This window comes from Bacillus sp. GC_Bacil_1, from assembly GCF_026540675.1.
In the GTDB taxonomy this organism is placed as follows: domain Bacteria; phylum Bacillota; class Bacilli; order Bacillales; family Bacillaceae_G; genus Bacillus_A; species Bacillus_A cereus.
In genome coordinates this window covers 68,605-95,407 of sequence record NZ_JALNUG010000014.1, presented here as the reverse complement: position 1 = coordinate 95,407, position 26,803 = coordinate 68,605, and the positions used below count along the sequence as shown (strand labels likewise).

Here is a 26,803-nt window from a genome sequence, read left to right as displayed (position 1 = left end):
CCGGATTTTTCGGCTAAGTGATATCTTTTTTATTTTCCCTTCGTGAACACAATTTAAGAAAAATATATCAACGATTTTTCAATTATATCTATCATAACTTACGATATATCAACGGTTTGACACGAAATATCGATTTAGCTACAAAAAGAGGCTGTTCAAATATTGAACAGCCTCTTTCATATTAACGAGTTGGACCAGATACATCTTCTGATTTCAACGTATTATTTGCACCAAGAGAATGATACAACATCTTTCCATTTCCATTCACAGTTACAATATGTTCGTTATTAAAACTTTTGAACTTCACAGATCCATCACCATAACGAATATGATACTCTTCATATGTCGTTACTTTATATTTCGTATCACTTTGACGCTCTACATTACGAACTTCCATCGTTAACAAGTCTTCTGTAATTCCTTTTTTGTGTAAATACTGTATATAATCACGGTCTTCCTTATACGATTTCCCGCTCTTATCATAATTATTTTCAATTAAACTAAAATCATTTAATGAAATTGCACGTACGTTATCATAAATATGATTTTTTACAAAGTCGCCCACTGCTGAAGTTGATGTTTCTTTCGGGAATTTTAAGTAATACGTGCTTTGGTCTCCAATTTTAACACTTTCAGATTTCATCACACCAAAATCAGTAGTTTTCTCTAAATGTACTTCTACTGTTTCATCTGTGGATACAGGGCCAAGCTTATAACTTCCATAATTTAATTTTCCACGTTTTTTCCCATTCACAAATACAGTTGCATCACTTTCATCAGAAGAAATGCTTACATACTTGCCTTCAAGCGATAAATCAATTTTCACTTTCTCGCTCTGCTCATCCGCTAAATCTACTTCTTTCTCTGTTTCTAATTCAGTAAGTTCTGTCTTCGCCGTTGCCTTTACAACATATGTACCTGGGAAGTATGGCCCCAACTCTTTCGAATTTTTATCACTAGAAAGCTCTGTTTCTTTTTTGTCATTCACATATATTTCTGCATTCTTTGCAGTTGTACTTACATTCATATAATAAGATTTCATGCTAAATTTATACTTTGGATATAAAAATCATTCTTTTCCATCTTCTATAATTTGTCCATCTTTAAATGATGCTTTATCACTTGCTAGTTTTTGATCCACTGTCTCTCTTTGTAAATAAGACAGCAACTCTTTATTATATGAAGGGTTGTCTTTTAAATAACGGATATACGCCTTAATATCCTCTGCCTTAATCTTTAAGCTCGGATCATCTACCTTTACAAACTCATCAATTGCATTCGCATCTTTCTTTTGAAATGCCTCAATCATAACGTTTACTTGTTTTTCCTTTGAAAACTTGCTTGCACCAAATTTATATGCCCCGAACAATATAGCAAAAATAACGAGAAAACCTAGCAGTAAAAATATGTTCTTCTTACTTTTCACCGGCTTTGTTTCCCTTTGTATTTCTGAACGAGAAGAAGCTGTTTGATCAGTGATTTCTTCTAGCTTACTTCCACACTCTGGACAAAAATTTAAATGGTCTGCAACTTTTTCATTACATATTCCACACAACTTCAAGCGACTCTCCCCCTTATTTTTTTACCAATTTCATCCCAGCAAACACTAATACGTAAGAAAGAATAAAGCTACCTACTATTAAATAGATTGTGCTACTTTGAATCGATAATAGCGGACCAGAAATCCCCGTAAATTCCTTCATAATTTCCTTACTACCTGAAGCTTCGATTTGGATTTTTGCTAATCCATTTACACAAAGCATCATCACAGTATAAACCGCACTAAACATCGCAATCGTTACATATATGTTTTTCATTGGATATTGAGCTAATTTCATTCCAGCTCTAAATAGTAAGATACATGGTATTAAAATTAATAACCCCCACCAATGCATGTAGGAATTGAAATCATCCATATATTTAATTTCTTTAACAGAAGCACCATTAGCAATTGCCACATCTTTTAAAGACGTACCATTTAATGATATGCCTGATGTATATGATAAATGTAACGGCCCTTTTCCTCCTGGATAGTTCTGTATTTCTTTCTCCATGTTCGCCCATTTAATTGCAGTTGGAGCAAAGTGAGCCATGTTCCACATATACGGTGTTGCTTCTAATGAAATTAATGCTTTATATGTTTTCTCAGGAAAATCAATTGGTCCCATTGATTTTGAACTACTAAATAAAATCGTAATAAGTATAATACCAAATGTAATGATTAATCCTTTTAAAACAGTCACTACACTGTAATAAATAGATGCTGCATATGGAACACTTTGACTAATCGCGGAAAGCATACGATGTGGTCCCGCTGCAATACTCATGCCAATAAAGCTAAATAATAGACCAAATATAATACCGTACAACAAACTAATAATATGAGAATAACTAACATTAATCGTCATTGTTTCATAGAATTGAGAAATCGTCGTAGAAGAACTTGCTACAAAACTTACAACACATAAGAAAATTCCATATACAATACCGATAATACATGCTGTTACTAGCTTCTCACGCCAAACAATAGACGGTTTTTTTTTCTCTACAAAAAAGCCAATTCCACCTAATATAAGTGCTGGAATAGTTAACAAAATGAACAATGGGACATGAAGAATAAATGACATTATGTATGTACCACTTCCACTGACTTCAAGACCCATTAAATGATACGTTAAAATTAATGGTGCTATGCCAATGAAAGATTGATTAATAGTAGTCATATCCAGCATACCGTTCATATTTGTAACCATCGTTCTCATTAAGTCATTCATCGCTGCATCGATAATTAAACTACTAATCCAGCCAGCCAAAAACATGCATATAATTGCCAGACCACTACCAAGTAAGCCTTTTTTCAAAGCAATTCCAGATGAACCCACATTTAGTTGTACACCCTGGTCTGGTAATTTCGTTTTCATTTCTTTTTTCGTAATACTTACTAGTAAGGAATCGCCACATTTTTCACAATATGTAGCAGTTTCTTTACTTTCCACTCCACAAGTTCGGCAATATTTTGAGTCTTTGGGCGCTAATATAATATGACTCGCTACACTACCTGTACTAGACCCATCATGCGTACAATAATTTGATACATCAGACTGTTCTAAACCACAAGTTTTACAATACATATTCCTCACTCCTTACTTTGCTTCATACCACAAACTGGACAGAATATAGCTTCTGTTACGATTTGTTCACCACACGAAGAACATGATTCATTTTCAACATTGTTTGTTTGAAGGAGTAACTCATTTTCTTTCCCGCACTGTCCACAAAATTTATCATTTAATGATAATGAACCACCACAGCTACACTGCCCCTTCTGACCTTGATTCTGCAAATTAGCAATTTGCTTACGCATGTTATAAATAGCAATATCAAGCTCTTGCACCGGTTCTACAATTCCTTTCAATACCTCTATTCGAACTTCATCATTACGCAGTTGCATATATGTAGTTTGACCAAGCTCCAACAAAATTTCAGTTTTCGCTTGTAACTTCTCCTGCGTAATTTTCTTTAGTTGTGCAACCTCTTGTGCAACTTGCAACTTCATCTTTCCTTGCTCAATTCCCTCTTGCAACTTGTTCATACCATTACCAAACTTCGCTTGTAAATCTGACACAACTTCCCCTCCTATAAATATATAGTAATATACGAAATTAACATTTTGTATATTACCATGATTTTCAAGTTATGTAATCCAAATTTCATTTTTTCTGTTTTGAGCATTTTTTGTTTATAATGGTAAAGGAAAGAAATATGTGTACGGAGGAATATTATGCTGCAACACTCAATTACGAAAGATGAAATTATGATGATTGCGAATGAGTTCGTTCAAGGACTAGATCCACAGCAAACAGCTGATCAGGAACATGTCGCTACAGCTCGGCACCTATATCGTAGTGGTGTTGTCTACAATGTTGACTTTGATGGTTATACACTATCAGGAACTGTAGATGCGGAAGGCAACGTATATAGCGTTCATATTCCGATTCGTAACGTCGCTGAAAGTTATTGTGATTGCTTCGCACCAACACAATGTGAGCATATGCTTGCTGTATTACTATCTGCAGCGTCTAGTTTCGGGCAAGTAGGAGATGTATTAACTTTATTTAAAAATAATACGAAACCTTCCCTTCCTCCTATTCGAACTGCAAGACAAGTATTGCAATCATCAGCTTTTGAAGAAACTGACTATAAAAGTTGGGAATCATATTTTGAAAAAGAATATGATTCATTTAAAAAAGAACAAGCTCGGCTTACTTATAAACAAATGTATTTTCTTATGAGTATCTTTACAGATTTCTATACGAAACTTGAGCGGAAAGCTCCGCGTGTCATTGCGATACATGAATTATTCAGGTTACACGCAGCACTTTACTGCTTTCAAAAGTTATTAGAAGAAATTCAGGCATTCGACGCAAACAAAACGTACTCTTATCACCAACCTGTTAATGTCATTCGCCTATTTGTAGACAAAGTGGAATCCATCGTTCGGGACTTACAATCAGAAGCGATTCCTTCAGAGTCTGAAATAATTTTACAAGAAACAGCTCGTCTCGTTCATGAAGTATTCTTCTCTACCGACACTTATACGCAAGAGCGATTTTTCATTTATCGTCACATATGGAGTGAACTTTTAAACAATAAAGAGAAAATACAAGAGGAAGAAAAACGAATCGATACGAAAATCAATCCACTATCCAAAGCGTTAGCGTCTTCCCATCTTCTCTTTTTGAATGACGAAGATCTACTAGCGATGGACTTACTAAAAAAACAGCCTGCTTCTGTTGTGAGTCTATACTTCTATTGGTTAGAAGAACTATTAAGTGCCATGCAGTGGGATCGTGCGAAAAATTGGCTTTCCTTTACGTATAAACAAGTAAAGAAAACAATCCAGGATCACGAAAATACGATTTTTATAAAAGATGTCGTTCGCCTATTTGTAATCATGTATGAAACATATGCAACACATACAAATGAACAAGCGGGTTTCGAAATGATCTTACAAGAACTATTACCGTATAGTTTCACAAACTATGAACAGTACGTACTCGCGAAAAAACAGTATCGCACATGGGCAGAGCTTCATCTCCTATATGGATTTGAAGCAATTGAACTGTTAAAAGAGCCACTGAAAGATATTGAAAAAGAAGCGCCAGAAGCGGCACTTCCTCTTTACCATCTTGCTGCTGTAGAGGCGATTGAAGAACGAAATCGTAAATCATATAAACGCGCAGTTCGTTACTTAAAGAAATTACGCACATTATATAAACGATTAAAACGCACCGATGAATGGGATGCTTTCATTATTCACATCGCCAATCTCCATTCACGTCTGCGTGCACTACAAGAGGAATTACGGAAAGGAAAATTAATCGATGATCAATCAAACTGAAGTAACAATTAGGCTCCAGCATGTTAGTCAAGGTTGGTTCCTTTGGGGAGAAGATGACAGCGGTACTCCATTATCCGTAACAAGTTGGAAACGAAATGCATTCACATGGCACTCCACTTCTTTCTACGGTACGTTTCTAAAAGAAGCAACCTTCGAAGGAAAACAAGGTGTGCTGCTAACAAACGCACAAGCATTTGAATACATTGCAAACAAACCGATGAATTCATTTGCACATATGCAAATAAACGGACCTATTACAGCCCTTACGAAAGATGCAAATGAATTATGGGATGCCTTTACGAGTGGTAACTTCGTACCAGATATGAATCATTGGTCCAAACAACCATCTTGGAAAGTCCAAAATACAGCAATTGAAGATGACACATTAGCATCTCTTTTCTCAGCAGCAGTTAATGAAAGCATATTACAAGATAATCGCTCAAATGACGGCTGGGAAGATGCCAAAAGACTATATGAACATTACGACTTTACGAAAAGACAATTGGAAACAGCACTACATGAAGAAGATTGGCTTCGAAAAATTGGTTATATTGAAGATGATCTTCCGTTTACAATCGGACTAAGACTGCAAGAACCACAAGAAGAATTTGAAATGTGGAAGCTTGAAACAATTGTGACACCAAAGCGCGGGGCGCATCGCATATATGTATATGAAAACATCGATTCCTTACCGAAAAGATGGCACGATTACGAAGAACGGATTACAGAGACACAAGAAGGTTTTAGTAAGCTCATACCGTGGTTAAAAGAAGGAGATACGTTCCGAAATGAGCTCTTTGAAACCGAAGCATGGAACTTCTTAACAGAAGCAAGCAATGAATTACTTGCAGCCGGCATTACAATTTTACTACCATCATGGTGGCAAAATTTAAAAGCAACAAAACCGAAATTACGTGTCCAGTTGAAGCAAAATACAGCACAAACACAATCGTTCTTCGGTATGAATACGCTCGTTAATTTTGACTGGCGCATTTCGACGAATGGCATTGATTTATCGGAAAGCGAATTTTTCGAACTCGTTGAACAAAACAAACGTCTATTTAATATAAACGGTCAATGGATGCGACTAGATCCAGCCTTTATCGAAGAGGTAAGGAAACTCATGAACCGTGCCGATAAATACGGACTAGAGATGAAAGATGTCCTGCAGCAACATTTATCAAATACGGCTGAAACGGAAATTGTAGAAGATAATAGTCCGTTTACTGATATTGAAATCGAACTAGATGGATATTATGAAGAACTCTTCCAGAAGCTGCTTCATATTGGAGATATTCCAAAAGTAGATGTCCCTACTTCACTAAACGCAACACTTCGTCCGTATCAACAACACGGTATTGAATGGTTATTATATTTACGAAAGCTTGGATTTGGAGCATTGCTAGCTGACGATATGGGACTCGGGAAAAGTATTCAAACAATCTCTTACTTACTATATATAAAAGAAAACAATCTCAAAACAGGCCCTGCATTAATCGTAGCACCGACATCTGTTCTTGGAAATTGGCAAAAAGAATTTGAGCGTTTCGCACCGAATTTACGTGTTCAATTACATTACGGAAGTAATAGAGATAAGGGCAATTCATTTGAAGATTTCCTTCAATCAGCAGATGTTGTATTAACATCTTATGCATTGGCTCAACTCGATGAGGAAGAACTAACTTCATTATGCTGGGATGCTGTTATTTTGGATGAAGCACAAAATATTAAGAACCCACATACGAAACAGTCGAAAGCAGTACGAAACTTGCAAGCAAATCACAAAATCGCTTTAACTGGTACGCCGATGGAAAATCGCCTCGCTGAACTTTGGTCCATTTTCGACTTTATTAATCATGGATATCTCGGAAGCTTAGGGCAATTCCAGCGCCGCTTCGTCACACCGATTGAAAAAGATCGTGATGAAGGAAAAATCCAGCAAGTTCAACGGTTTATCTCACCATTTTTACTGCGCCGAACGAAGAAAGATCAAACAGTCGCATTAAATTTACCAGATAAACAAGAACAAAAAGCTTACTGTCCTCTTACTGGTGAACAAGCTTCCTTATATGAACAACTTGTTCAAGATACACTGCAAAATGTCGAAGGATTAAGCGGAATTGAAAGACGCGGCTTTATATTACTTATGTTGAACAAGCTAAAACAAATTTGTAATCATCCTGCTCTTTATTTAAAAGAAGAAGAGCCACAAAATGTCGTTGAACGCTCCATGAAAACAAAAATATTAATGGAGCTCATCGAAAATATAAAAGATCAAAATGAAAGTTGCCTCATCTTCACTCAATACATCGGCATGGGGAACATGCTAAAACGTGTGCTAGAAGAAAAATTCGGCCAGCGTGTCCTCTTCTTAAACGGTAGTGTACCGAAAAAAGATCGTGACAAGATGATTGAGGAATTCCAAAATGGAACGTATGACATTTTCATCTTATCTTTAAAAGCTGGCGGAACAGGACTAAACTTAACCGCTGCCAACCATGTCATTCACTACGATCGTTGGTGGAATCCAGCTGTGGAAAATCAAGCAACAGACCGCGCATATCGCATTGGTCAAAAACGATTTGTTCATGTTCACAAACTCATTACAACAGGAACATTAGAAGAAAAAATTGATGAAATGCTAGAGAGAAAACAATCTCTAAACAATGCGGTCATCACAAGCGATAGTTGGATGACTGAACTATCAACAGACGAACTAAAAGAATTACTTGGTGTATAAAGTGAAACTTTAATCAGGCCAGTTACGGGAAATTTTACTACCCGCAAAAAAAGCGCTAATCTCGAAATGAGATTAGCGCTTTTTTCTATTCCAAAACCAATTACTTATTATAATTCCCGTTAATCCGCCACACGTATCAAGCAATGAATCTTGCCACATTGGTGTACGGTCTCCCGTATACCATTGGTGAATTTCATCAAATGTTGCATAACCCGCAACGAAAAGAAGGGCATATATAAAACATCTTTTCCTCGAATGACCTGATCGATGAAAAGCGTAATAAATCAATGAACCTAGCATAAAGAACACCATAAAATGAGCACCTTTACGAAGGAAAAACTCAATAAATCCGCCTACACCTTTATTCGCAATACTAACAGGGGTTCCTCCACCATAATCGATAGATACCCATGAAAAATGCTCTTTCACAAATTCAACATTCACATATTGTTCAATATCTGAACGCATATCCTGCTTTTTATATGGTTGTGCCGAAGAATAGAAAATCAGCCCCATCCATAGTAATACAGGAATCCAAAATAACCATTTACGATTCATTATCCAGAATTCTCCTCTCTTAATCTTTTAAGGGTACCAAAAAAAAGAAAAAATTTCACGCCAAAACATGACATTTGTACCCTATTTATAAAGTGAAAGGAGGTGATACACATGGCAATTGAAACAATCGTAATGGATTTAACTTTACGTCTTGTCTTAAACAACGGATTAGATAAGAACGGCAAAACAGTTTTCAAGAGCAAACAATTTAAACGTGTTAAAACAAATGCGAGCTTAGATCAAGTACACAACGTAGCTCATGCTCTCGCTTCCTTACAAGCATCACCACTTCACGCTGTACAACTTGTAAGCACATCAGATCTTTCGAAACTATAAAGTAAAACTCGGATCAGTGGGGATTTTATTCATCCCCTCTGATTATTAGCCGCAATTTAACCAGCAGACCCGATTCCCGTAAATAGCGGGATAAATACAAAGGAGGGAATAACACATGCAAGTACTAGAGTTAATTTTCGCGAAAGAAGATGGAAAAACAGTCGTTTTTTCTATCGATACGCCCATCACACCAATCGATGCACAAGTCGTAAATCAAGTAATGGATACAATCCTTGCCTCATCTGTATTTTCATCCATTGATGAAAATACAAGAAAAAAGGGAGCTCGCCTTGTAGAAAAAAATGTATCTGAAGTTCCAATTACTCTATAAAATGAAAAAGACGAATCTGCATCATTTTGCAGATTCGTCTTTTTTCTTCGGCATTTCAATCGGAATAAAAATCTTTGAAAAACCGACGCATACGTACTTATAATGCTCTTCACCTATATCAAACTCAGTCGTATATGTTGAGAAGAATATATAATCATTTCGCTTCGTATAATGATCAATTAATAATCCAACTTGTGGCTCAACATACTTTTTCGCTAACTTTTTACCGGCCGATGCCAAGTCGCCAAGGAGACCCTCTTCATTCTCTTTTTGAACTTCATCTAGCTTCTTACTCACATCATTACGCTTCATAAACTGCTTCGCTGCCCATTCTGTATATTCTCCTTTACTCGGATTGCTGTTTGCTAAATATACTAGGAGAATGACAACTAAAGCCATAATAATATACTTTTTCTTCATACTATATCACCGCCTACTCTTTTCTATTTTCATATATATGTACAAGCGATGCAAATTAGAAAGACTATCACCTATTGATTGTAAACGAATAGCCAAAATTTACAATATGAAATAGAATATTAACAATCAATTTACTTAATTTATATATAATTATATTCAGAATGAAAATTATAAGGGAGGATATAGAATTATGGATAATGAAAACAACATTTTTATTTCTAGTTCTACAATGATGCTTGAACCATGTAAACACCCTTATTACCGTACAAAAATTATCGACAGTAGCGGAAACCATCTTTACTCCTGTCAAACTGCTCTCCAACTTATACAGAAATCTTGTCTAACAAATATTCATTCTACCTATCAAGGGAGACGTAATGCCGTAAAAACAAAATTTAAATTTAAACAAAACGTTCCAATTCCGATCAATCATAGAGAATATATTTGTGCTTTCCCAACAGAATCTCCTGCTTCTCCAAATTGTATTTGGCTTTTCTTCAAACATGTTCATACAATAGAGTTTTTCAAAAAAGCTAAACGAGCTAAAATTCATTTTTCAAACGGAGCTACCGTAACGATACAAATTAGTTCCCATAAGCTAAGTCAGCAATTATGGAAAGCTGGATATGTATTATCCCAAATGAACATGCAAGATTCATCACCTTAATAACAAATAGAATGGAAGGTAGTATTTCCTTACCTTCCATTCTATTTGTTATTTTTATCCTCTTACACTATCTCGCATTTTCTCGAGTGCTTGCCGATACATCCATCTTACTTGATAATATGTCATTTCCGTCTCTAAAGCGATTTCTCCCATCGTCTTCCCTACAAAAAAACGTTCAAAAATAATATACTTCTCCTTCTCGTCTAACACACTCATAAAATCCTTCACTCTCATTTCAACATCTTCAAAATGAAAGATGTCCTCATACTCTCCTACACATACACATCTTTCTTGTACAGTAGATTCTTTCTTCAATCTTTCTAATATATAACCACGCACCGTTACAAGTGCATATGCAGGGAAATACCCCTTCTTTGCATCAAATCTTTCATACGCATGCCAAAGACCAATTAAACCACATTGATAATACTCTTCATAATCTTTACGAATACCTAATTTCTTTATTTGATTTACAATCATCCCTTCATACAAAACAACTGCCTCTTTAAAAGTCGCTGGCTTCACACAGTACCCGTTTCTAAAAGGTATACCTTTCTAGTATTCCGCGGTACCTTCACAATATAAAAATAAGGGAAAGATTTCACTGTGAGTAATTTCAAATACTACCGATGGAATTTGAAATTACACTAGATAGTATTTGAAATTTTGTTGGTGGTATTTGAAGTAAGGATAAAAATAAAAAAGGTGACTCTCTTGAAGAGTCACCTTTTTCTAAAAGAATAAATTATGCACCAAATTTTGGAGCTAGACCACTTAAACTACTAAATCCAACTGAAAGAATAAAGAAAATAACAATTAAAATCGTTGCTTGTTTTTTACTTAATCCAGCCGTAATATGTAATCCTAATCCCATTACAACTAATGCCCAAATATTGAAAACTTCGAATGATGAAGCCGCACCATGAGCAACTGTACCTGGCTCAAATAAAGTTGCTAAACTTGTATAAGAAGTTTCAATATCTCCACCAATAATCATTCTAATAATAAAGTTCACAATTGCACCTAAAATTGAAATCGTATATGTGTAGACATAAATAGATAATAATTTCATGTATGAAGTATCATTACTCATAAACATCATAATCACTTTATAAATAGCTGCCGCAATGAAGAACCAAATCGCAGTACCAAATAGCCCACCAACAATACCTGCTCCTATTCCGAAGTAACCAACAACTTTAGCCGCTTCGGCATCAGGCACCTCACCCATTACATCAGGATGATTTACTACTTGATACATGCCAATCCCTGCAATTACAGCTGTTAATATAATGAAAAGGAAAAATGCCCCCCATACCGGACTTTTCGTCTTCATTCTCTCAAATTGCTCACCTGGAGAAGTAATCATTCCTAATAATGATGGCTTCTTCGCACCTACATCTTGCGTATTAATATTTGCTTCCATTATAACGCCTCCTTCTATTTATATAACCCGTTCTAACGGGCGGTTCACTTCCTCGCAAGAGGCTACGAACCGCCCACTAGAACGGTAATGTGTAGTTCTACTACACTATTAATTACTCATAACGCAATGCTTCAATTGGATCTAATTTCGCAGCTTTATTTGCTGGAATTAATCCGAAAATAATACCGAGTGTCATCGAGAATAGTACGCCTCCAACGACAACTTCCCATGAAACAAGTGGTGGCCATTTTGCGAATGTAGAAACGATATATGCTCCGCCATACCCAAGACCAATTCCAATTAAACCACCTAGAAGTGTTAACATAACGGCTTCAATTAAAAACTGTAATAAAATTTTACTACGCGTTGCTCCAAGTGCTTTACGTATCCCAATTTCGCGCGTACGCTCTGTTACAGATACGAGCATGATGTTCATAACACCAATACCACCAACGACTAATGAAATACCAGCGATACCACCGATGATCATTGTCATAATGTTAGTAACTTTAGAAACATTTTCTTGGAATTCTTTTAAATTAACCAGTTCATATTTACCCGGAATTTCACTTGGCTTACGACTATTTAATACATCAACAGCCTGTTTCCCTGCTGCTTCTAAATCGTCTACATTTTTAGCTTGAATTGCGATACTTTGAATTTCATCTGTTCCGTATAAAACAGGCCATAACGTAAGAGGGATTAACGCTTCTTCCATTTCAAATCCCATAAATTCATTATCAGATGTATACACACCGACAATTTGCATCGGTTGTCCTTTCATCTCAATAATTTGTCCTACTGGATTTACGCCCTTAAATAACGTCTCTTCTGTTTTTGTACTAATCATCACGACGTTATTTGCATGAGAAATATCTGATTCATTTAAAGTACGTCCCTTTACGACCTTTACTTTATTAACCGCAAAATATTCATTATCAAGACCAATAACATTCAAATTTGCTTTTTTATCATTTACATCAAGCACCTCTGAATTCTGGTTTGTCGTAATAACATGTGAAACATCTTTCACTTGTTTTACTTCCAAAATATCCTCTTCCGTTAACTTCGGCATTTCAAATCCACCTATAGCAAACTCATCATTAATATCTGGTTTAAATTGAATTGGCATAAGGTTATTACCACCAGAACCTGCGAATTTCGACTTCAGCATCGCTTCCCCGCCTTGCCCAATTGCAACGACTGTAATAATCGAACCTACCCCGATAATAATACCGAGCATCGTAAGAGCTGAACGTAATTTATGAGCTAAAATAGAAGATAGGGCAATTTTTATACTATCTAGTAAACTCATACCGCACACCTTCTATCTTCTGTAACTTTCCCGTCTCGTAGTACAATGCGGCGGGAAGAATACGCTGCTACTTCCTCTTCATGCGTAACCATAACAATCGTCGTACCTTCTGCATTAAGCTTCGTGAAAATATCCATAACTTGCTCACCAGACTTCGTATCAAGTGCACCAGTCGGTTCATCGGCCATAATGAACGTTGGGTTATTCGCAATCGCTCTTGCAATCGCTACACGCTGCTTCTGTCCACCGGATAACTCATTTGGTAAATGATGCACGCGGTCTGCCAATCCAACTTTACCTAACGCCTCCAAAGCACGCTTGCGACGCTCCGCTTTCTTCACGCCACCGTATACGAGCGGAAGCTCAACATTTTCCACTGCGGAAAGACGAGGCAGTAAATTAAAATGCTGGAATACAAAGCCAATATATTCATTACGAATTAAAGCAAGCTTTGATTCGTCTGCTGTTAAGATATTCACGTCATTCAGCATATATTCGCCTTCTGTTGGACGATCTAAGCAACCAATAATATTCATAAGCGTCGACTTACCAGAACCAGACGGTCCCATAATCGAAACGAACTCACCACTCTGAATCGTTAAACTAATACCATGCAAAATCGGCACCGCCAATTTTCCTTGATAATACGTTTTAGCAATATTATTTAACGTAATCATTTCTCTTTCACTTCCATTCCGTCATACACATCGTCGGAAGGATTTTTAACCACCTTTTGCCCCACTGTTACGCCTTCTACAACCTCTGTCCAGTCTCCATCAGTAGAACCTTTTTTCACATTTTGTTTACGAAGCTTCCCTTTATCCTCAACATAAACAAATGCATCATCGCCTTTTTCTACAATGCTCTTACTTGGAACAGCAATCATCGTCTTATTCTCTAAGTTTACTTGCAGAGAAACGTGATAACCTGGAGATAAACCATCTTGACTATCAAGGCTAGCTTTATATGTATATTGGGACATATTTTGAGTTGCTTCACCCATGCCGCCAGCTTGCGCCATCTCTGCACTCGTAGGGAACTCACTTACCTCTGTAATCTTACCTGTCCACTTCTTCTTATTATTTGCTTTCGCCGTTACAGTGAATGTTTGATCCTTTTGAATTTGTGACTTCTGAAGCTCAGTTAACGTACCTTGAACTTGGAATGGGTCTTTAGAAGCTACTTGTAAAAACGATTTTCCTTGACCACCTAACGCTTGAGATGAACTTTGTGCCGCATCTTTATCTAACTTTTGAACAACACCAGCGAAATTACTATAGATCGTAAGCTCTTTCTGCTTCTTACTTAACTCTTCTTTCTGCAACTTTCCTTTTTCTTTCTCAAGATCAGTTGTCTTTTGAGCTATCTCTAACTCGTTTACTTGCTCGTCCATCGGATCTGTTACTTCTTTCCCAGCTCCGCTATCTTTCGCCTTCTTAATTTCTTTCTTTAACGAATCAATCTTCTTTTTCCCTTGATCATAACGCATATCCGCCATCTTCTGATCAAGCTCAGCTTGCTTCATTTGAAGGTTAATCTCTTCATTGTCATAAGAGAATAACTTCGTACCTTTTTCTACCTCTTGCCCTTCTTTTACCTCAATATCTTTCACTTTTCCTTTGGTCGGATCTGCATAGAAGCTTTCAATATTACCAGGCTTCACCTGACCAGAAATTAACTTTGTATTATTCAGCTTACGCTCTGTCACTTTCTCAAAACTTACAGCATCAGCATTTGTTGATGCACCCTTCTTCTTACCTTGCATAACAAAAATATTAATTGCCGCTACAATAACAATTAGTGCAATAACCCCAATAATGATCCATTTCTTCTTCTTGTTTGGAGTACGAACCGTATTTGGTAACATATTCTCTCTCCCTTTATAAATTAATAGTTTAATAAATACCATAATTGTATAAAACTTTCTGAAAATAAATTGTATATTATTACAATCTTTTTACAAAGTTTTACACATCCATTTATATTGTAACAAAAATTCCAATGATTAGAAATATGACATTATATCTTTTAAGATAGATTTAAGGAAAGGAAAAAAGAGCAATTTTAATTGAATGGAAGCCATTCTTTATTAACATATTCCTTACCAAAATGAATCATTAAAATCATTTTCCTAATTGCACCATCGCTATTTTGTCATATATATTTGACATTTTATCTATTCAATTATAAAATGTCACATATAAATGACATTTCGGTACACGAGGTCTACAACCATCAATGGGAGGGTTATATTTGAATAACGTTAAACAATATCGAAAATCTGAAGGGCTATCGCAACTAGAGTTAGCTAAAAAAGTTAACGTGGCGAGACAGACAATAAATTTAATTGAAAACAATAAATATAATCCCTCTTTAGCCTTATGTATCGAATTAGCAAAAGCACTAAAAACAGATTTAAATAGTCTATTTTGGGAGGGAGATTAAATGATGAAAATTGAATGGAAAGAAAAAGTTTATAATAGTTTTGTTGGAACACTAAGTGAGAGAGATGAATACCAAAAACAAGAAATCAATAAAGAGTTATCTGTAGCTGGAATTGGTTTGTGGTGGTTAAATATGTTGGTAATGCTTATTATGTTACTTGTTGATACTATGAATCACACAATATCTATAGGGACAATATTCATTTTTCTATCTAATATGATTTATGCTAATTACTTAGCCTTTAAATTCAAGAAAAAAGGTTTAAGTGATACTGAATGTGCAACAAAAGAAGAATATTTACAACACAAGAAAAAATTAAGAAAAGCTGGCTTAAAAGCAGGTGTGCTTTGGGGCTTTCAAATGTTTGTTTTTATGAATTATATCCTTCCCTATGTAGGTTCAGAAGAAATCTCTATTTCTTTATTTGATGTTGTGCTTTGGGGTTGCGCTGGCGGATTTTTCGGTCTAACTATGTACGTAATTGGTTTATTAAATCTAAAAAAATTATATTAATTAACAAAAATCATTTATATATTAAATTGCAATTTTACATACTGTTTGTTTTTTCTAATATAAAAGCTATCCAATCAGGCACAATTGGATAGCCTTTTCAAATAAAATATTATGCTACCTTAGAAGCTTTTCTCTCATGTCCCATTTGAACAATCAGTAAGAATATCGTTGCTAATATGCCGCCTGCTAACAGTAACATGAAGCAACCATCCCAGCCAGAACGATCAACAATAATACCAATTGCTGCGTTTGCTACGAAACTACCTCCAACATAACCGAACAGACCACACATACCAACTGTTGTACCTACTGCAAATTTCGGTACTAATTCCATTGCACTTAAACCGATTAAGAACTGTGGTACATAAATTAAACAACCAATTACAGAAACTGCAATACTTACAACAAGTATACTAGTTGCTTGCCAATATACAATTGTACCAACAACAACTCCAGCCATACTAATAACACATAATGGCATACGTTTTCCTTTGAACAATTTATCACTTAAAAAACCGACAATTAAAGAACTTGGAATCGCTGCTGCTTCAAATATTGAATATGCTGCATGTGCTTCTGTTTTCGTAAAACCTTTAACTGTAGTTAAGTAAATCGGTACCCAGTTAATAACACCGAAACGAATTAAATAAACAAATGCATTTGCAATACATAAGAACCAAACAAATTTATTTTTTACTACATATTTCATTAAAATTTCTTTTGGAGACATCTTGTTAGCATTATCTGCTTTTTCAAGATTTTCATAGTCATTACGATACTCATCAATTGGAGGAAGACCTTCAGATTCTGGCGTATCTTTCGCATTAATCCAAACAAGAACTGCAATTACCATTGCGATAATCGCTGGGAAAATAAATACGCCACCTTGCCAATGACTTTCACCGAAGATACCTACACCAATTCCAATGAATGGTGGAACAAGTAATCCACCAACGTTATGTGAAATATTCCAAAGACCTGTTTTCGTCCCACGTTCTTTCTTCGAGAACCATTTCGTCATAACAATACTACAAGGTGGTGCTCCCATACCTTGTACAATACCGTTTAGAACAAGTAATGTTAAAATCATCCCAAAGGAAGATGCATAACCGAAACAAATATTAACAAGCCCAGATAAAAATAAACCTACTGCAATAAATCGTTGAGCAAATGCCTTATCCGATAAATTACCCATAAAGAATTTACTAAGTCCGTAAACAACAGCCATTACTGCACCTAATAATCCAATTTGTGTAGTGCTAAATCCGAACTCATCTACTAAATACGTAGTAGATAAATTAAAGTTACTACGAACTAAATAATAAGCAGCATATCCAACTGAAATCCCGATTAACACACGAATACGTAGTAATCGATATACACGGTCGATCATATCCGCTGGCAATCTTTCAATTGCAGGTGCTGGCTTGAGCCATTTAAACATATATTTCCGTCTCCTTTTCTCACTTCAGAGAGAGACGCTGTCTATTCCATATCTCGATTATTCCGCTATTTGATATATTTTGATTCGTCCTTCTAACCGGCTGTCCTTCTATTTCTTTCTCATTCTTCGCAAACATCGTTGGTACGCCAAACGACACTTTTTCTAAAATGTGACCCGCTTCTTCTGATAAACAATAATCAATAAATAAATCCGCAATAATACCACTCGGTGCACGTTTTAGTTTAGAAATCGCATTAACGGATAACCCTGTTTGCTCAGGTTCGTTACTTAAAATCGGAAAGCCTTGTTTTTGAAGCATTCTCTGATCTCCCATAAAGTTGATGCCTATCATATATTCACCACTCGCAACAAGTTCTGCTGGGATGTAACCATTCACTGTTACTTCTCCAACTTGTTCTGCCAGATTCTTCACATATTCCTTCGCTTCCTCTTCACCTAACGTATCAATAAGTGATTGAAAAAACGTATATGCTGTACCTGAAACATTTGGATCGGGCATGACAATCTTTCCCTTATATACTGGATTCAATAAATCTTTCCATCTTAATGGATACGAGAGACCGAGCGGCGCTATTTCCTCGTTCCACCGCTCTTTATTAATCGCAATTGCCAGCTTCTCCACTTCATAACCGTACCAATAACCATCTTTATCTTTAACGGTTTTCGAAATACGATTTGCATGTTGGCTTATCACAGGAATAGAAAGATTTTTTTGCTTCATCATTTGATGCGCATCTACTGTACCGCCAATAATAATATCCGCCTTCGGATTTCCAGCTTCTTCTTCCACTCTACGAAGAAGTTCTTCTGTTGAAAGACGAATAAATTCATACGTACATCCGCGCGGCTTACAAAATGATGAAAGTAACGCTTCACCAACTTCCTCACGAGCCGCTACATACGCAACAATATGACGATCATCCAAAATAGGGAGACCATTTTTACTATATTTAATAGAGGTTGTATCTCGAGAGCAACTAGACATCGCTCCTCCAATTACTAGCAAAAAGAAGAAAAAGGCTATCTTTCTCATGACGCATTCTCCTTTACGAATAACTCTGCTAGAGAGCCTTTCATATACATGACATTTCCGTTATTATCACCGAGATATTGCACAACAAAGTACGATGGATACACAGAAATCGTAAGAATATCTTCACGATCATTCTTTACACGCTTACCTGTTTTATAAGCTGTAATATAAGCAATCGGTTCATTCTGTGATTGTAATAACTTCTGAATTTCTCCGTAATCTGTAATTTGCTTTGCGTATCGAATAGAATCAAGTATGTGCGTAAGATTGATAGTACGTACCACATCGCCTTGACGTACTACGACGTCCTTTGCTGAAGCAAAGAAATCACTAATACGCTCTGGCGTGTAATACAGGCTTAATAAATACGTTTGAAGTGCTGAAATCATCGGATCCATGCCATTCTTTCCGTATACATTTTCCCCATACTGGAACAAGTCACCTACTGCAAAAGTACGCTTATGTCCATTCAAGTACGTTACTTCTCCAGTAAATACTTGTTCTTGGCTCTTAACGCCCTCAGGCTCTATTCGAATTCGGTCAAAGAATGAAACAATCGTATGCAAACGAACTTCATCCGTTACAACAATTTCTCCCCACTTTTCATGTCTTACTTTCACTTCAATTGGAAGAGATTCATTCACCCTTTGTAAAACGGCTTGTTTATCATTTACAATGTTAATTCGATTATAGATTTGCTTCTCCATAACATAAAACAAAACAAGAGAAACAATCATACAAATGACAAACATAAGAATTTGAAATGATAGCCTTTTCATTTCTGCCTACCTCCAAGATAAAAAAACGTTGTTTCGAAAATACCGCATAATTGTTTCATAAATGTATCATTTAACCGCTTTCAAGTTTTTTATGTCTTCCATCCTTCTCGGAAGCAAAAATGTAATGAATATTGTAGTACCTATTTCGTCACTACTCTCAATCCGCATGCTTCCGCCCTGCTTATTCATAATCTCCTGACAAATATACAAACCATAACCATTCCCGTAACTAGACGGAAGTGCCTTTCCTTTCGGAGACTCATTCCACTCTGCAAGCACCACTTCATCTATACCGATCCCATCATCATGAACAAAAACCTTCGCCTCCTGCTCATTTACAATTACATTCATACGAATGTGCGAAGCATCACTATACTTAATTGCATTATCAAGCACATTTAAGAAAATTTGCTTCGTCTTATCAAAATCTGCAACAACATGTACATCCGTTAACTCATTTATCACTTCAATTTCAAACTGATTTAGACGAGGTTTCACAATTGAAACTGCTTCTTCTGCCAATTCCTTTATATTCACAACTGTAGGAGACACCTCAAACGTACTCGTCCCATATTTCGAAGACTTAAGCAGTTCCTCTACAAGTGATAATAAACGCTCACTTTCCACCGCCACATAACGAAGACTTTCCTGTACATCTTCTTTCGATTGTAACTTCGGAATTAAATCAACATAACCAATAATCGCCGTTAGCGGTGTTTTTAGCTCATGCGTAATGCGGTCTAGGAAATCTTTCTGCTTCTCTTTCTCCTCCTGCAATTGCTTAATATGCAGCTCAATTCCATCGGCCATCGCGTTAAAAGATGCTGAAAGCTGAGCGATTTCCACGTACTCATTTAACTCAATCTTACTCTTATAATCACCATTCGCGAGCCGCTGTGCCATTTGTCTCAACTGATCAATTGGTTTATGAAGAGACTTCGCCAAACGAATCGCAAAGAAAATACCGGTAGCTACTAGGCAAAGGGACGCCATTAAGAATGTCCAGCTCACATTTGTTAAAACTTCCTTCTCACCCGTTAACTCATTTATAAAACGAATACTTCCAATGACATCGTTTCCATAATAAACTGGGCTTGAAAACAAAAGAATGGGAGCTGGATCCGCCTCCTCAAAAACATAAGACTTCTTTCCCTTCAAGGAACTCTCAATGTCGATGTTACGGTGAAGCAATGCTCCTTTTTGTGTATCTGCAACAACATCGCCATTCTTCCCAATCATCTGCACACGGACATCCATACGCTTCGCTAAATACGACGCAATTAAAAGTGAATTCGGACCAAGCGTATCCACTTCTGCTTCCTTCTCTAAGTAATTCATCGTATAAATTTGTGCTTCTACACTTAACTTTTCTAAAGAATCTGCTGCGTTATGATACATATTCTTTTCTAACGTAATATAAACAACTGCATATAAAAGAACAAAAATCGGAATTAACAGCCCAACTATTCCAAACACCATATTTCGTTTTAAAGACATACCATCACCACTTAACAATCCAGTTTATAGCCAACGCCATAAATTGTCTTAATATATTCTCCGCTCGTCCCAAGCTTCTTGCGAAGTCTCTGCACCATAATATCAACTGCTCTCGTATTTCCGATATACTCAAATCCCCATACTTTCTCAAGTAACTCATCCCTCATAAACACACGCTGCGGATTTGAAACAAATAACTGACATAAATTAAACTCTCGGTACGTTAACTGAATCTCTTGTCCACTCACATGTACCTTTCTTTCCTTAGGACAAATCACGATCTCTCCAGCCTCAATTACTTCATGACTTACAGCCGCCTCCGTCTTCTTTACACGCCGCGCCATATTCTTAACCCGAAGAATAAGCTCCGCATAATTAAACGGCTTCGTCACATAATCATCAGCACCAAGCTGCAAGCCAAGCAACTTATCATTCATCTGACTCTTTGCCGTTAACATAAGCACCGGAATATCCCTATCCCTCTCACGGAACAAACGAAGCAACTCATACCCATCCGTATCCGGAAGCATAACATCCAAAATTAATACATCCGGCCCTTCATTCCATCGCTCTAAAGCTTCTCTCCCATCAGCCGCTGCCAATACTTCATAACCTTCCATCTCCAACTGCATCCGAATCAAATTACGAATACTCGATTCATCATCAACCACAAGTATTTTCATCATTCTCCTCCTTCCATTATGTATTATAGTACAGTTTAGTATAGCAAAAATCGTACAAAAAAAGAGAGGGTATTGTCGAACATATTTTGTCGACGATACCCTCTCTTGTTATATTTTCTCTTACACACTCGCAACAATAACTTCAGCACGCCCTACAATCTTATATTCCCCAAAGTTACTTGGTAATATGAAATGATCCCCTTCTTCAAATCGATACGTTTCATTACCATGTATTAACTCTCCTTCTCCATCTATTACACTTAAGAGAAGAAATGGACTTTTTTGCGTTAAATTAACCACTCCATCTAAATTCCATTTATTCACGGAAAAATAAGAGCACTCAATAAACTTGGTTACACATAAATCTTCTATTTCTTCATATTGAACAACTTGTTGACTTGAAATAAATGGTGTTTCTATTACTTCCATACTTTTATCAAGATGAAGTTCACGTAAATTCCCCTCTGAATCTGTTCTATTATAATCATATAATCGATAAGTAGTATCAGAGTTTTGTTGTGTTTCTAATATTAAAATACCTTCACCAATTGCATGAACCGTTCCACTTGGAACAAAGAAGAAATCACCTGGCTTTACTCTCACACGTTTTAATAGCTTGTCCCATTCTTCTTGTTCAACCATATTTACTAGTTCATCTTTTGTCTTTGCGTGATGCCCATAAATAATCTCAGCTCCTTCTTTACAATCAATGATATACCAGCATTCAGTCTTTCCTAGCTCACCATTTTCATTTATACGTGCATACTCATCATTTGGATGCACTTGAACAGATAAGTCACGATTTGCATCTAAAATTTTTGTAAGAAGAGGGAATCGATTTCCCTCAATATCCCCAAATAACTCTCGATGATTATTCCACAATTGTCCTAAAGACAGCCCTTTATACTTTCCACTTTTAACTACGCTTTGTCCATTTTGATGCGCAGCAAACGCCCAACATTCTCCCGTTTGTTCTGATGGTATTTCATATCCGAAAGAAGTTAATTTCGTACCACCCCAAATTCTTTCTTTAAAAATGGGTGCAAAAAATAATGGTTCTGTCATGATTAAAATCCTCCATTTTATACGATGTCGTCTAATAATTTATATGCTTCCTCTTTCGTTTGGACAGATATTAACCGCTCTCTATAACTATCATCCATAAGCTTTCGTGAAAGCATTTGAAGAATCTTCAAGTGCTCATTTCCTTCACTCTCTTTCGGAACTGCAATCATAAATACTAATTTTGCATCCGTTCCGTCTAAACTTTTCCAATCTACCCCCGATTGTTTAATTCCAAATGCAACACTCGGTTTTTTTACTGCATCCGACTTTCCATGAGGAATTGCAATATTCATTCCAATCCCTGTACTACTCTCTGCTTCTCGACTCATAATAGCTTGCTTAAACTCTGAATCAGAATGTAAAACACCTACAGCATTTAATTTCTCAATCATTTCATCAATAATATCGTCACGTGTCTCTCCTGCCAAATTAATATCAATTAGCTCCAGACTCGTTATATCTGTTAATTTCTGAATTTCAACCTTTTCAGCTTGTTTTTCTATTACTTGCTCTTGAACTTCTGCTACTTCCTTTGTTGCTGACACTTCCTTCATTTCTTTTAATTCCTGTGTTTCTTCAGCTTTTGAAATATCTTTCTTTAATACATTCACAATAACCGCTGTAACAAGAGAACCTGCAATAATAGCAATAAAGAACATAAACACGTTATCTACAGCTCCTAGTACCGCAACAATTGGTCCACCATGTGCTACTCTATCCCCTACGTTACCAATCATTGCAATAACAGCACCTGTCATCGAACCAGCCATAATACTTGGAATAACACGTAATGGATCCTGCGCTGCAAAAGGAATAGCTCCTTCTGTAATACCGAATAAACCCATCATAAATGAGGCTTTCCCCATTTCCTTTTCCGACTCTTGGAACTTTCTCTTTCCTATAAATGTAGCAAGTCCCATCCCAATTGGCGGAATACAAATTGCTGCCGCAATCGGTCCCATAATTTCATAATTTCCTTCTCCAATCATTGCGGAACCAAATAAGAATGCCACCTTATTTACTGGACCACCCATATCAAATGAAATCATTGCACCTAAAATTAAGGCTAAAAGAATCGAACTTGAACCTTGCATACCAGATAACCAAGCTGTTAACGTTTCAAACACTTGCGCTACAGGAGCACCAATAATAAACACAAACGCTAAACCTACAATAAGTGATGTAAATACCGGAATAATAATAATTGGCATAATTGGTTGAATTGCTTTTGGCACTTTTAACTTTTTAATTCCCAGAGCTACATAACCAGCTAAGAAACCTGCGATAATTCCACCTAGGAAGCCAGCCCCACTCTCACTACCATAAAAGCTTCCCGTTGCTGCGATATATCCGCCAATCATACCAGGAACTAGTCCAGGTTTATCAGCTATACTATACGCAATATAACCAGCTAAAATTGGCACCATGAATGCAAATGAAGCTCCACCTATTTGCTCAATTGTTTTCCAAAAAGATCCTTCTGGTATTACTAAACCGCCAGGAGTTTTTTCGCCGCCAAGTGTCAATGCAATTGCGATTAATAATCCACCAACAACAATGAAAGGAACCATAAATGATACACCATTCATTAAATGACGGTATATAGGGTTTTGTTTTTTTCCTTGCGAATCATTTCCTGTTTTTTGCACATCCGAATGATACACAGGAACATTGCCATCTACTACTTTTTGAATGAGTTCCTCTGGTTTACGAATACCATCTTTAACTCCTACAACTAATAACTTTTTACCTATAAATCTATCTTTATTTACTACTCGATCCGCAGCTATAATGATGCCATCTGCTTCACGAATCTCTTGCTCAGTAAGTTCATTTTCAACACCTATACCACCTTGTGTTTCAACTTTCATTTGAATTCCTAATTTATCCGCTGCTTTTTGCAAGTTTTCTGCAGCCATATACGTATGGGCAATCCCATTTGGACACGATGTAATCGCTAGTACTTTCATTTTAATCCTCCTCAACCCTTATGTAAGCGCCTACAAATACTATATATCAATATTCGATTCATAAAAGTTTTCTTTTTTACCGTAACCTCCGGAAAAAACATTATTTTACCGGAGCAAACAAAAAAGTAAGGCTTCTCGCCTTACCTATTCATATCTTAAATAAGATAAAAACTTCATTATATTGGTTTCCTTTATAAGTTTCTGTACAAAAACAGGTTGTTCACTTATAAAAGACAACTCATGAAATAACTGCTTCGTAACTTCCTTCCCATCACTCTTAACTGCTAACATAAATACAAGCGATACTTTCTCTATTCCCCAGTCTAGCGGCTCCTTCAGCGTAGCCACTGCAATTGCGGATTGTTTAATTAACTTAGGACTTCCGTGCGGAATGGCGACTCCTGCACCAATTGTCGTTGCTGACATTCTATCTCTAGCAATCGCACTTTCAACATACTCTTTCTCTACATATCCCTTTTCATAAAGAGATCTCGCTAATCTTTCAATTAATTCGTAACGATGCTCTACTTCCTGTTGTAAAAAAACTAAAAAAGGAGTTGTATAATTCAATAAAACAAAGTCCTTATTTTCGTTAGATGGTAGTTCATCTAATTTCTTCATAAAATTCTCTAACTTACTTTCTTCCCTCCGCTCTAATAAAGGAGATACAACACAATGAGGAATCTTTAACTGTGGAAGATCTATCGTAGAAATAATAAGCTCTACCTTTTTATTTTTCATTAAGTATTCTTCCAAATCGGACTTTGCGATACAATCCATCACATGGACATGCCGGAATTTCCTTTCAATTTTTGTCCGTAATAATTGCGACATCCCTATCCCCATATGACAAACAATAATTACATTTTTTGATACCTTTTTATCGTTCAAGCGCTCCATTGCCGCCTGAAAATGCAAAGTAAGATAGGCTGCCTCTTCCTCAGGGATTTGTAAACTTAATGATTGATTCATATCATCCAGCTCATGAATTAACATATCAAACATATACGGATACATGCGCTTAATTTCATGAAGCATCGGATTCGAGACAGAAAGATTATATTGCAAACGATTTAATGTCGTATACAAGTGCATCTGTAGTCCCTCTACTAAAAATGTATCCTTATCGAAATCGATTTCATTCAACTTAGACATACGATCTATTAAATGCGATACAACTTGTGAAAGCACAGGACTACTCATATTTAACTTATTTCTTTCCCATTCATCTTGATAGCGGATTTTTCCACCTAAAATATGAATGGCTAAATACGCTATCTCTTCTTCAGTAAAATGAACAGTAAATACAAACTCTAACCTTGTTAAAAAATCTAATGTCCACCCATACTCTTTCGTCTCTCGCACAATGTTCAAATCATCTGTAGACATTGAAATTGGTTGCTTTAGCTTCATCCTCCGCACCATAATTAACGTATGTAATAAAAGATTTTCTAACGTATCATCTGTAAAAAATATAGCGTATCTTTTTTGTAACGCTTTCAATTCAGTCATTACAAATTCAATTTCATGATACAAAAACTGCTTTTTAATAAATTGATTCATTAACTCCTGATTATGAATTAAATCTGATAGTTTAGCTAATGCTTTTCTCTTATTTCTCTCATCGCCTTCTACCGTTAAGCCTACCCTCTGCTTTAAAATTAACTCTAATCCCAGTTCCTCAAGCCACTTTTCAATTCTATCTAAATCTTTCTTAACTGCAGCTCTATTAACAAAATAATGCTCAGCAAGCTCCTGCACCGTAACTGGCTTAACATTCATCAACAAACTATACGCTATTTGCAACACTCTCTCCTCGTCTGATGCATAGCTTACATTCTGTTTTACAGCATACAATTTATTAAACAAACTCGCTCTATCATAATCCTTAATTTCTAAACAGACACCTAAACCTGGTTTCCGAATAAGAAGTGCATCTGAATACTTCTCTAAATATTCCTCAATCACCTTAAAATCATTACGAATCGTCTTCTCCGAACAACCTATCCTATCAGCAAGCTCCTGCACTAACAAATACTCATTAGACTCAGATAATAAAACTTGTAAAATTTCCTGTTGTCTTTTATTCATCTATTTCACCTGTTTCTTTTATCCTTTACAAACGATATATTACTAACTTAGTGTATTTATCATAGCAT

24 protein-coding genes and 1 pseudogene are annotated in these 26,803 nt (G+C 36.2%); 7 read left to right on the top strand and 18 right to left on the bottom strand.

Annotation, left to right across the window (positions count from 1 at the left end; all coding sequences use genetic code 11):
* Nucleotides 1-181: 181 nt before the first annotated feature.
* From OXT04_RS20715 to OXT04_RS20705, 3 genes and pseudogenes are all read right to left on the bottom strand, one after another.
* Nucleotides 182-1,561, bottom strand: a pseudogene (locus tag OXT04_RS20715) (zinc ribbon domain-containing protein).
* 13 nt (nucleotides 1,562-1,574) lie between these two features.
* A complete protein-coding gene (locus OXT04_RS20710; RefSeq protein ID WP_267417220.1) occupies nucleotides 1,575-3,131 on the bottom strand; it encodes a hypothetical protein in 1,557 nt (518 codons plus the stop codon).
* Between the two features lie 5 nt (nucleotides 3,132-3,136).
* Nucleotides 3,137-3,625 (bottom strand): zinc ribbon domain-containing protein, encoded by a 489-nt coding sequence (locus tag OXT04_RS20705; RefSeq protein WP_097821421.1) that lies wholly within the window; start codon nucleotides 3,623-3,625, stop codon nucleotides 3,137-3,139.
* 156 nt (nucleotides 3,626-3,781) lie between these two features.
* Between OXT04_RS20705 and OXT04_RS20700 the strand changes: the two genes are divergently transcribed.
* Both OXT04_RS20700 and OXT04_RS20695 read left to right on the top strand, forming a co-directional pair.
* The gene (locus tag OXT04_RS20700) at nucleotides 3,782-5,401 is read left to right on the top strand and encodes an SWIM zinc finger family protein (protein WP_098256636.1); all 1,620 of its coding nucleotides are present in this window, start codon (nucleotides 3,782-3,784) and stop codon (nucleotides 5,399-5,401) included.
* Nucleotides 5,385-8,141 (top strand): DEAD/DEAH box helicase, encoded by a 2,757-nt coding sequence (locus OXT04_RS20695; RefSeq protein ID WP_098570080.1) that lies wholly within the window; start codon nucleotides 5,385-5,387, stop codon nucleotides 8,139-8,141. Before OXT04_RS20700 ends, OXT04_RS20695 begins: the two co-directional genes overlap by 17 nt.
* 72 nt (nucleotides 8,142-8,213) lie before the next feature.
* Here OXT04_RS20695 and OXT04_RS20690 read toward each other — a convergent pair whose 3' ends face one another.
* Nucleotides 8,214-8,699 (bottom strand): VanZ family protein, encoded by a 486-nt coding sequence (locus OXT04_RS20690; protein ID WP_001080707.1) that lies wholly within the window; start codon nucleotides 8,697-8,699, stop codon nucleotides 8,214-8,216.
* 111 nt (nucleotides 8,700-8,810) lie between these two features.
* Here OXT04_RS20690 and OXT04_RS20685 point away from each other — a divergent pair, with 111 nt between their 5' ends.
* Both OXT04_RS20685 and OXT04_RS20680 read left to right on the top strand, forming a co-directional pair.
* On the top strand, nucleotides 8,811-9,035 hold the full coding sequence (locus OXT04_RS20685; RefSeq protein WP_000963861.1) for a DUF1659 domain-containing protein: 225 nt from the start codon (nucleotides 8,811-8,813) through the stop codon (nucleotides 9,033-9,035).
* Nucleotides 9,036-9,150: 115 nt separating this feature from the next.
* The gene (locus tag OXT04_RS20680; RefSeq protein WP_001197593.1) at nucleotides 9,151-9,366 is read left to right on the top strand and encodes a DUF2922 domain-containing protein; all 216 of its coding nucleotides are present in this window, start codon (nucleotides 9,151-9,153) and stop codon (nucleotides 9,364-9,366) included.
* 21 nt (nucleotides 9,367-9,387) lie between these two features.
* On the opposite strand, the gene OXT04_RS20675 is transcribed toward OXT04_RS20680, so the two are convergent.
* The gene (locus OXT04_RS20675; protein WP_000731400.1) at nucleotides 9,388-9,786 is read right to left on the bottom strand and encodes a DUF4359 domain-containing protein; all 399 of its coding nucleotides are present in this window, start codon (nucleotides 9,784-9,786) and stop codon (nucleotides 9,388-9,390) included.
* Nucleotides 9,787-9,976: 190 nt separating this feature from the next.
* On the opposite strand from OXT04_RS20675, the gene OXT04_RS20670 reads away from it, so the two are divergent.
* Nucleotides 9,977-10,453: a competence protein ComK gene (locus tag OXT04_RS20670; protein ID WP_000368313.1), complete on the top strand. Its 477-nt coding sequence runs from the start codon at nucleotides 9,977-9,979 to the stop codon at nucleotides 10,451-10,453.
* 54 nt (nucleotides 10,454-10,507) lie between these two features.
* On the opposite strand, the gene OXT04_RS20665 is transcribed toward OXT04_RS20670, so the two are convergent.
* The 5 genes from OXT04_RS20665 to OXT04_RS20645 all read right to left on the bottom strand — a co-directional run bounded on the left by OXT04_RS20665 (nucleotide 10,508) and on the right by OXT04_RS20645 (nucleotide 15,061).
* Nucleotides 10,508-10,978 (bottom strand): sigma-70 family RNA polymerase sigma factor, encoded by a 471-nt coding sequence (locus OXT04_RS20665; protein ID WP_098570077.1) that lies wholly within the window; start codon nucleotides 10,976-10,978, stop codon nucleotides 10,508-10,510.
* Between the two features lie 220 nt (nucleotides 10,979-11,198).
* The gene (gene yknW, locus OXT04_RS20660; protein WP_000387917.1) at nucleotides 11,199-11,879 is read right to left on the bottom strand and encodes a YknW family membrane protein; all 681 of its coding nucleotides are present in this window, start codon (nucleotides 11,877-11,879) and stop codon (nucleotides 11,199-11,201) included.
* A gap of 112 nt (nucleotides 11,880-11,991) precedes the next feature.
* Nucleotides 11,992-13,194 carry an ABC transporter permease gene (locus OXT04_RS20655; protein WP_000054362.1) on the bottom strand — a complete coding sequence of 401 codons (1,203 nt, stop codon included), beginning with the start codon at nucleotides 13,192-13,194 and terminating at the stop codon, nucleotides 11,992-11,994.
* Nucleotides 13,191-13,871, bottom strand: coding sequence for an ABC transporter ATP-binding protein (locus OXT04_RS20650; RefSeq protein ID WP_000631624.1), 681 nt, complete (start codon nucleotides 13,869-13,871; stop codon nucleotides 13,191-13,193). The genes OXT04_RS20655 and OXT04_RS20650 overlap by 4 nt, the downstream gene beginning before the upstream one ends.
* Entirely contained in the window at nucleotides 13,868-15,061 is a 1,194-nt protein-coding gene (locus OXT04_RS20645; RefSeq protein ID WP_098451375.1) for an efflux RND transporter periplasmic adaptor subunit, read from the bottom strand. The genes OXT04_RS20650 and OXT04_RS20645 overlap by 4 nt, the downstream gene beginning before the upstream one ends.
* 386 nt (nucleotides 15,062-15,447) lie before the next feature.
* Between OXT04_RS20645 and OXT04_RS20640 the strand changes: the two genes are divergently transcribed.
* On the top strand, nucleotides 15,448-15,639 hold the full coding sequence (locus OXT04_RS20640) for a helix-turn-helix transcriptional regulator (RefSeq protein ID WP_001067016.1): 192 nt from the start codon (nucleotides 15,448-15,450) through the stop codon (nucleotides 15,637-15,639).
* On the top strand, nucleotides 15,640-16,152 hold the full coding sequence (locus OXT04_RS20635; RefSeq protein WP_098570075.1) for a DUF3278 domain-containing protein: 513 nt from the start codon (nucleotides 15,640-15,642) through the stop codon (nucleotides 16,150-16,152).
* A gap of 109 nt (nucleotides 16,153-16,261) precedes the next feature.
* Here the strand turns inward: OXT04_RS20635 and pgtP are convergent, their stop codons facing one another.
* The 8 genes from pgtP to OXT04_RS20595 form a co-directional block, all read right to left on the bottom strand.
* On the bottom strand, nucleotides 16,262-17,596 hold the full coding sequence (gene pgtP, locus OXT04_RS20630) for an MFS transporter (RefSeq protein WP_000477584.1): 1,335 nt from the start codon (nucleotides 17,594-17,596) through the stop codon (nucleotides 16,262-16,264).
* A 19-nt stretch (nucleotides 17,597-17,615) separates the two neighbouring features.
* Entirely contained in the window at nucleotides 17,616-18,650 is a 1,035-nt protein-coding gene (locus OXT04_RS20625; RefSeq protein WP_001225641.1) for an ABC transporter substrate-binding protein, read from the bottom strand.
* On the bottom strand, nucleotides 18,647-19,429 hold the full coding sequence (locus OXT04_RS20620; protein WP_000826618.1) for a DUF3919 family protein: 783 nt from the start codon (nucleotides 19,427-19,429) through the stop codon (nucleotides 18,647-18,649). Before OXT04_RS20620 ends, OXT04_RS20625 begins: the two co-directional genes overlap by 4 nt.
* Before the next feature lie 66 nt (nucleotides 19,430-19,495).
* Nucleotides 19,496-20,926, bottom strand: a complete 1,431-nt coding sequence (locus OXT04_RS20615) for a HAMP domain-containing sensor histidine kinase (protein WP_097821427.1) — start codon at nucleotides 20,924-20,926, stop codon at nucleotides 19,496-19,498.
* 11 nt (nucleotides 20,927-20,937) lie between these two features.
* Nucleotides 20,938-21,609, bottom strand: coding sequence for a response regulator transcription factor (locus OXT04_RS20610; RefSeq protein WP_000699553.1), 672 nt, complete (start codon nucleotides 21,607-21,609; stop codon nucleotides 20,938-20,940).
* Between the two features lie 120 nt (nucleotides 21,610-21,729).
* Nucleotides 21,730-22,674 (bottom strand): mannose-6-phosphate isomerase, class I, encoded by a 945-nt coding sequence (manA, locus tag OXT04_RS20605; protein ID WP_098451373.1) that lies wholly within the window; start codon nucleotides 22,672-22,674, stop codon nucleotides 21,730-21,732.
* A gap of 17 nt (nucleotides 22,675-22,691) precedes the next feature.
* Nucleotides 22,692-24,644, bottom strand: a complete 1,953-nt coding sequence (locus OXT04_RS20600; protein ID WP_098570074.1) for a PTS fructose transporter subunit IIABC — start codon at nucleotides 24,642-24,644, stop codon at nucleotides 22,692-22,694.
* A gap of 144 nt (nucleotides 24,645-24,788) precedes the next feature.
* Entirely contained in the window at nucleotides 24,789-26,735 is a 1,947-nt protein-coding gene (locus OXT04_RS20595; protein WP_098570072.1) for a BglG family transcription antiterminator, read from the bottom strand.
* Between the last annotated feature and the right edge of the window lie 68 nt (nucleotides 26,736-26,803).

What these genes read in the sequence shown, in the direction of transcription:
- OXT04_RS20710 (WP_267417220.1), bottom strand. Translation starts at nt 3,131, where the DNA reads ATGTATTGTAAAACTTGTGGTTTAGAACAGTCTGATGTATCAAATTAT.
- OXT04_RS20700 (WP_098256636.1), top strand. Translation starts at nt 3,782, where the DNA reads ATGCTGCAACACTCAATTACGAAAGATGAAATTATGATGATTGCGAAT.
- OXT04_RS20695 (WP_098570080.1), top strand. Translation starts at nt 5,385, where the DNA reads ATGATCAATCAAACTGAAGTAACAATTAGGCTCCAGCATGTTAGTCAA.
- OXT04_RS20690 (WP_001080707.1), bottom strand. Translation starts at nt 8,699, where the DNA reads ATGAATCGTAAATGGTTATTTTGGATTCCTGTATTACTATGGATGGGG.
- OXT04_RS20685 (WP_000963861.1), top strand. Translation starts at nt 8,811, where the DNA reads ATGGCAATTGAAACAATCGTAATGGATTTAACTTTACGTCTTGTCTTA.
- OXT04_RS20680 (WP_001197593.1), top strand. Translation starts at nt 9,151, where the DNA reads ATGCAAGTACTAGAGTTAATTTTCGCGAAAGAAGATGGAAAAACAGTC.
- OXT04_RS20675 (WP_000731400.1), bottom strand. Translation starts at nt 9,786, where the DNA reads ATGAAGAAAAAGTATATTATTATGGCTTTAGTTGTCATTCTCCTAGTA.
- OXT04_RS20670 (WP_000368313.1), top strand. Translation starts at nt 9,977, where the DNA reads ATGGATAATGAAAACAACATTTTTATTTCTAGTTCTACAATGATGCTT.
- yknW (WP_000387917.1), bottom strand. Translation starts at nt 11,879, where the DNA reads ATGGAAGCAAATATTAATACGCAAGATGTAGGTGCGAAGAAGCCATCA.
- OXT04_RS20655 (WP_000054362.1), bottom strand. Translation starts at nt 13,194, where the DNA reads ATGAGTTTACTAGATAGTATAAAAATTGCCCTATCTTCTATTTTAGCT.
- OXT04_RS20650 (WP_000631624.1), bottom strand. Translation starts at nt 13,871, where the DNA reads ATGATTACGTTAAATAATATTGCTAAAACGTATTATCAAGGAAAATTG.
- OXT04_RS20645 (WP_098451375.1), bottom strand. Translation starts at nt 15,061, where the DNA reads ATGTTACCAAATACGGTTCGTACTCCAAACAAGAAGAAGAAATGGATC.
- OXT04_RS20635 (WP_098570075.1), top strand. Translation starts at nt 15,640, where the DNA reads ATGATGAAAATTGAATGGAAAGAAAAAGTTTATAATAGTTTTGTTGGA.
- pgtP (WP_000477584.1), bottom strand. Translation starts at nt 17,596, where the DNA reads ATGTTTAAATGGCTCAAGCCAGCACCTGCAATTGAAAGATTGCCAGCG.
- OXT04_RS20625 (WP_001225641.1), bottom strand. Translation starts at nt 18,650, where the DNA reads ATGAGAAAGATAGCCTTTTTCTTCTTTTTGCTAGTAATTGGAGGAGCG.
- OXT04_RS20620 (WP_000826618.1), bottom strand. Translation starts at nt 19,429, where the DNA reads ATGAAAAGGCTATCATTTCAAATTCTTATGTTTGTCATTTGTATGATT.
- OXT04_RS20615 (WP_097821427.1), bottom strand. Translation starts at nt 20,926, where the DNA reads ATGTCTTTAAAACGAAATATGGTGTTTGGAATAGTTGGGCTGTTAATT.
- OXT04_RS20610 (WP_000699553.1), bottom strand. Translation starts at nt 21,609, where the DNA reads ATGAAAATACTTGTGGTTGATGATGAATCGAGTATTCGTAATTTGATT.
- manA (WP_098451373.1), bottom strand. Translation starts at nt 22,674, where the DNA reads ATGACAGAACCATTATTTTTTGCACCCATTTTTAAAGAAAGAATTTGG.
- OXT04_RS20600 (WP_098570074.1), bottom strand. Translation starts at nt 24,644, where the DNA reads ATGAAAGTACTAGCGATTACATCGTGTCCAAATGGGATTGCCCATACG.
- OXT04_RS20595 (WP_098570072.1), bottom strand. Translation starts at nt 26,735, where the DNA reads ATGAATAAAAGACAACAGGAAATTTTACAAGTTTTATTATCTGAGTCT.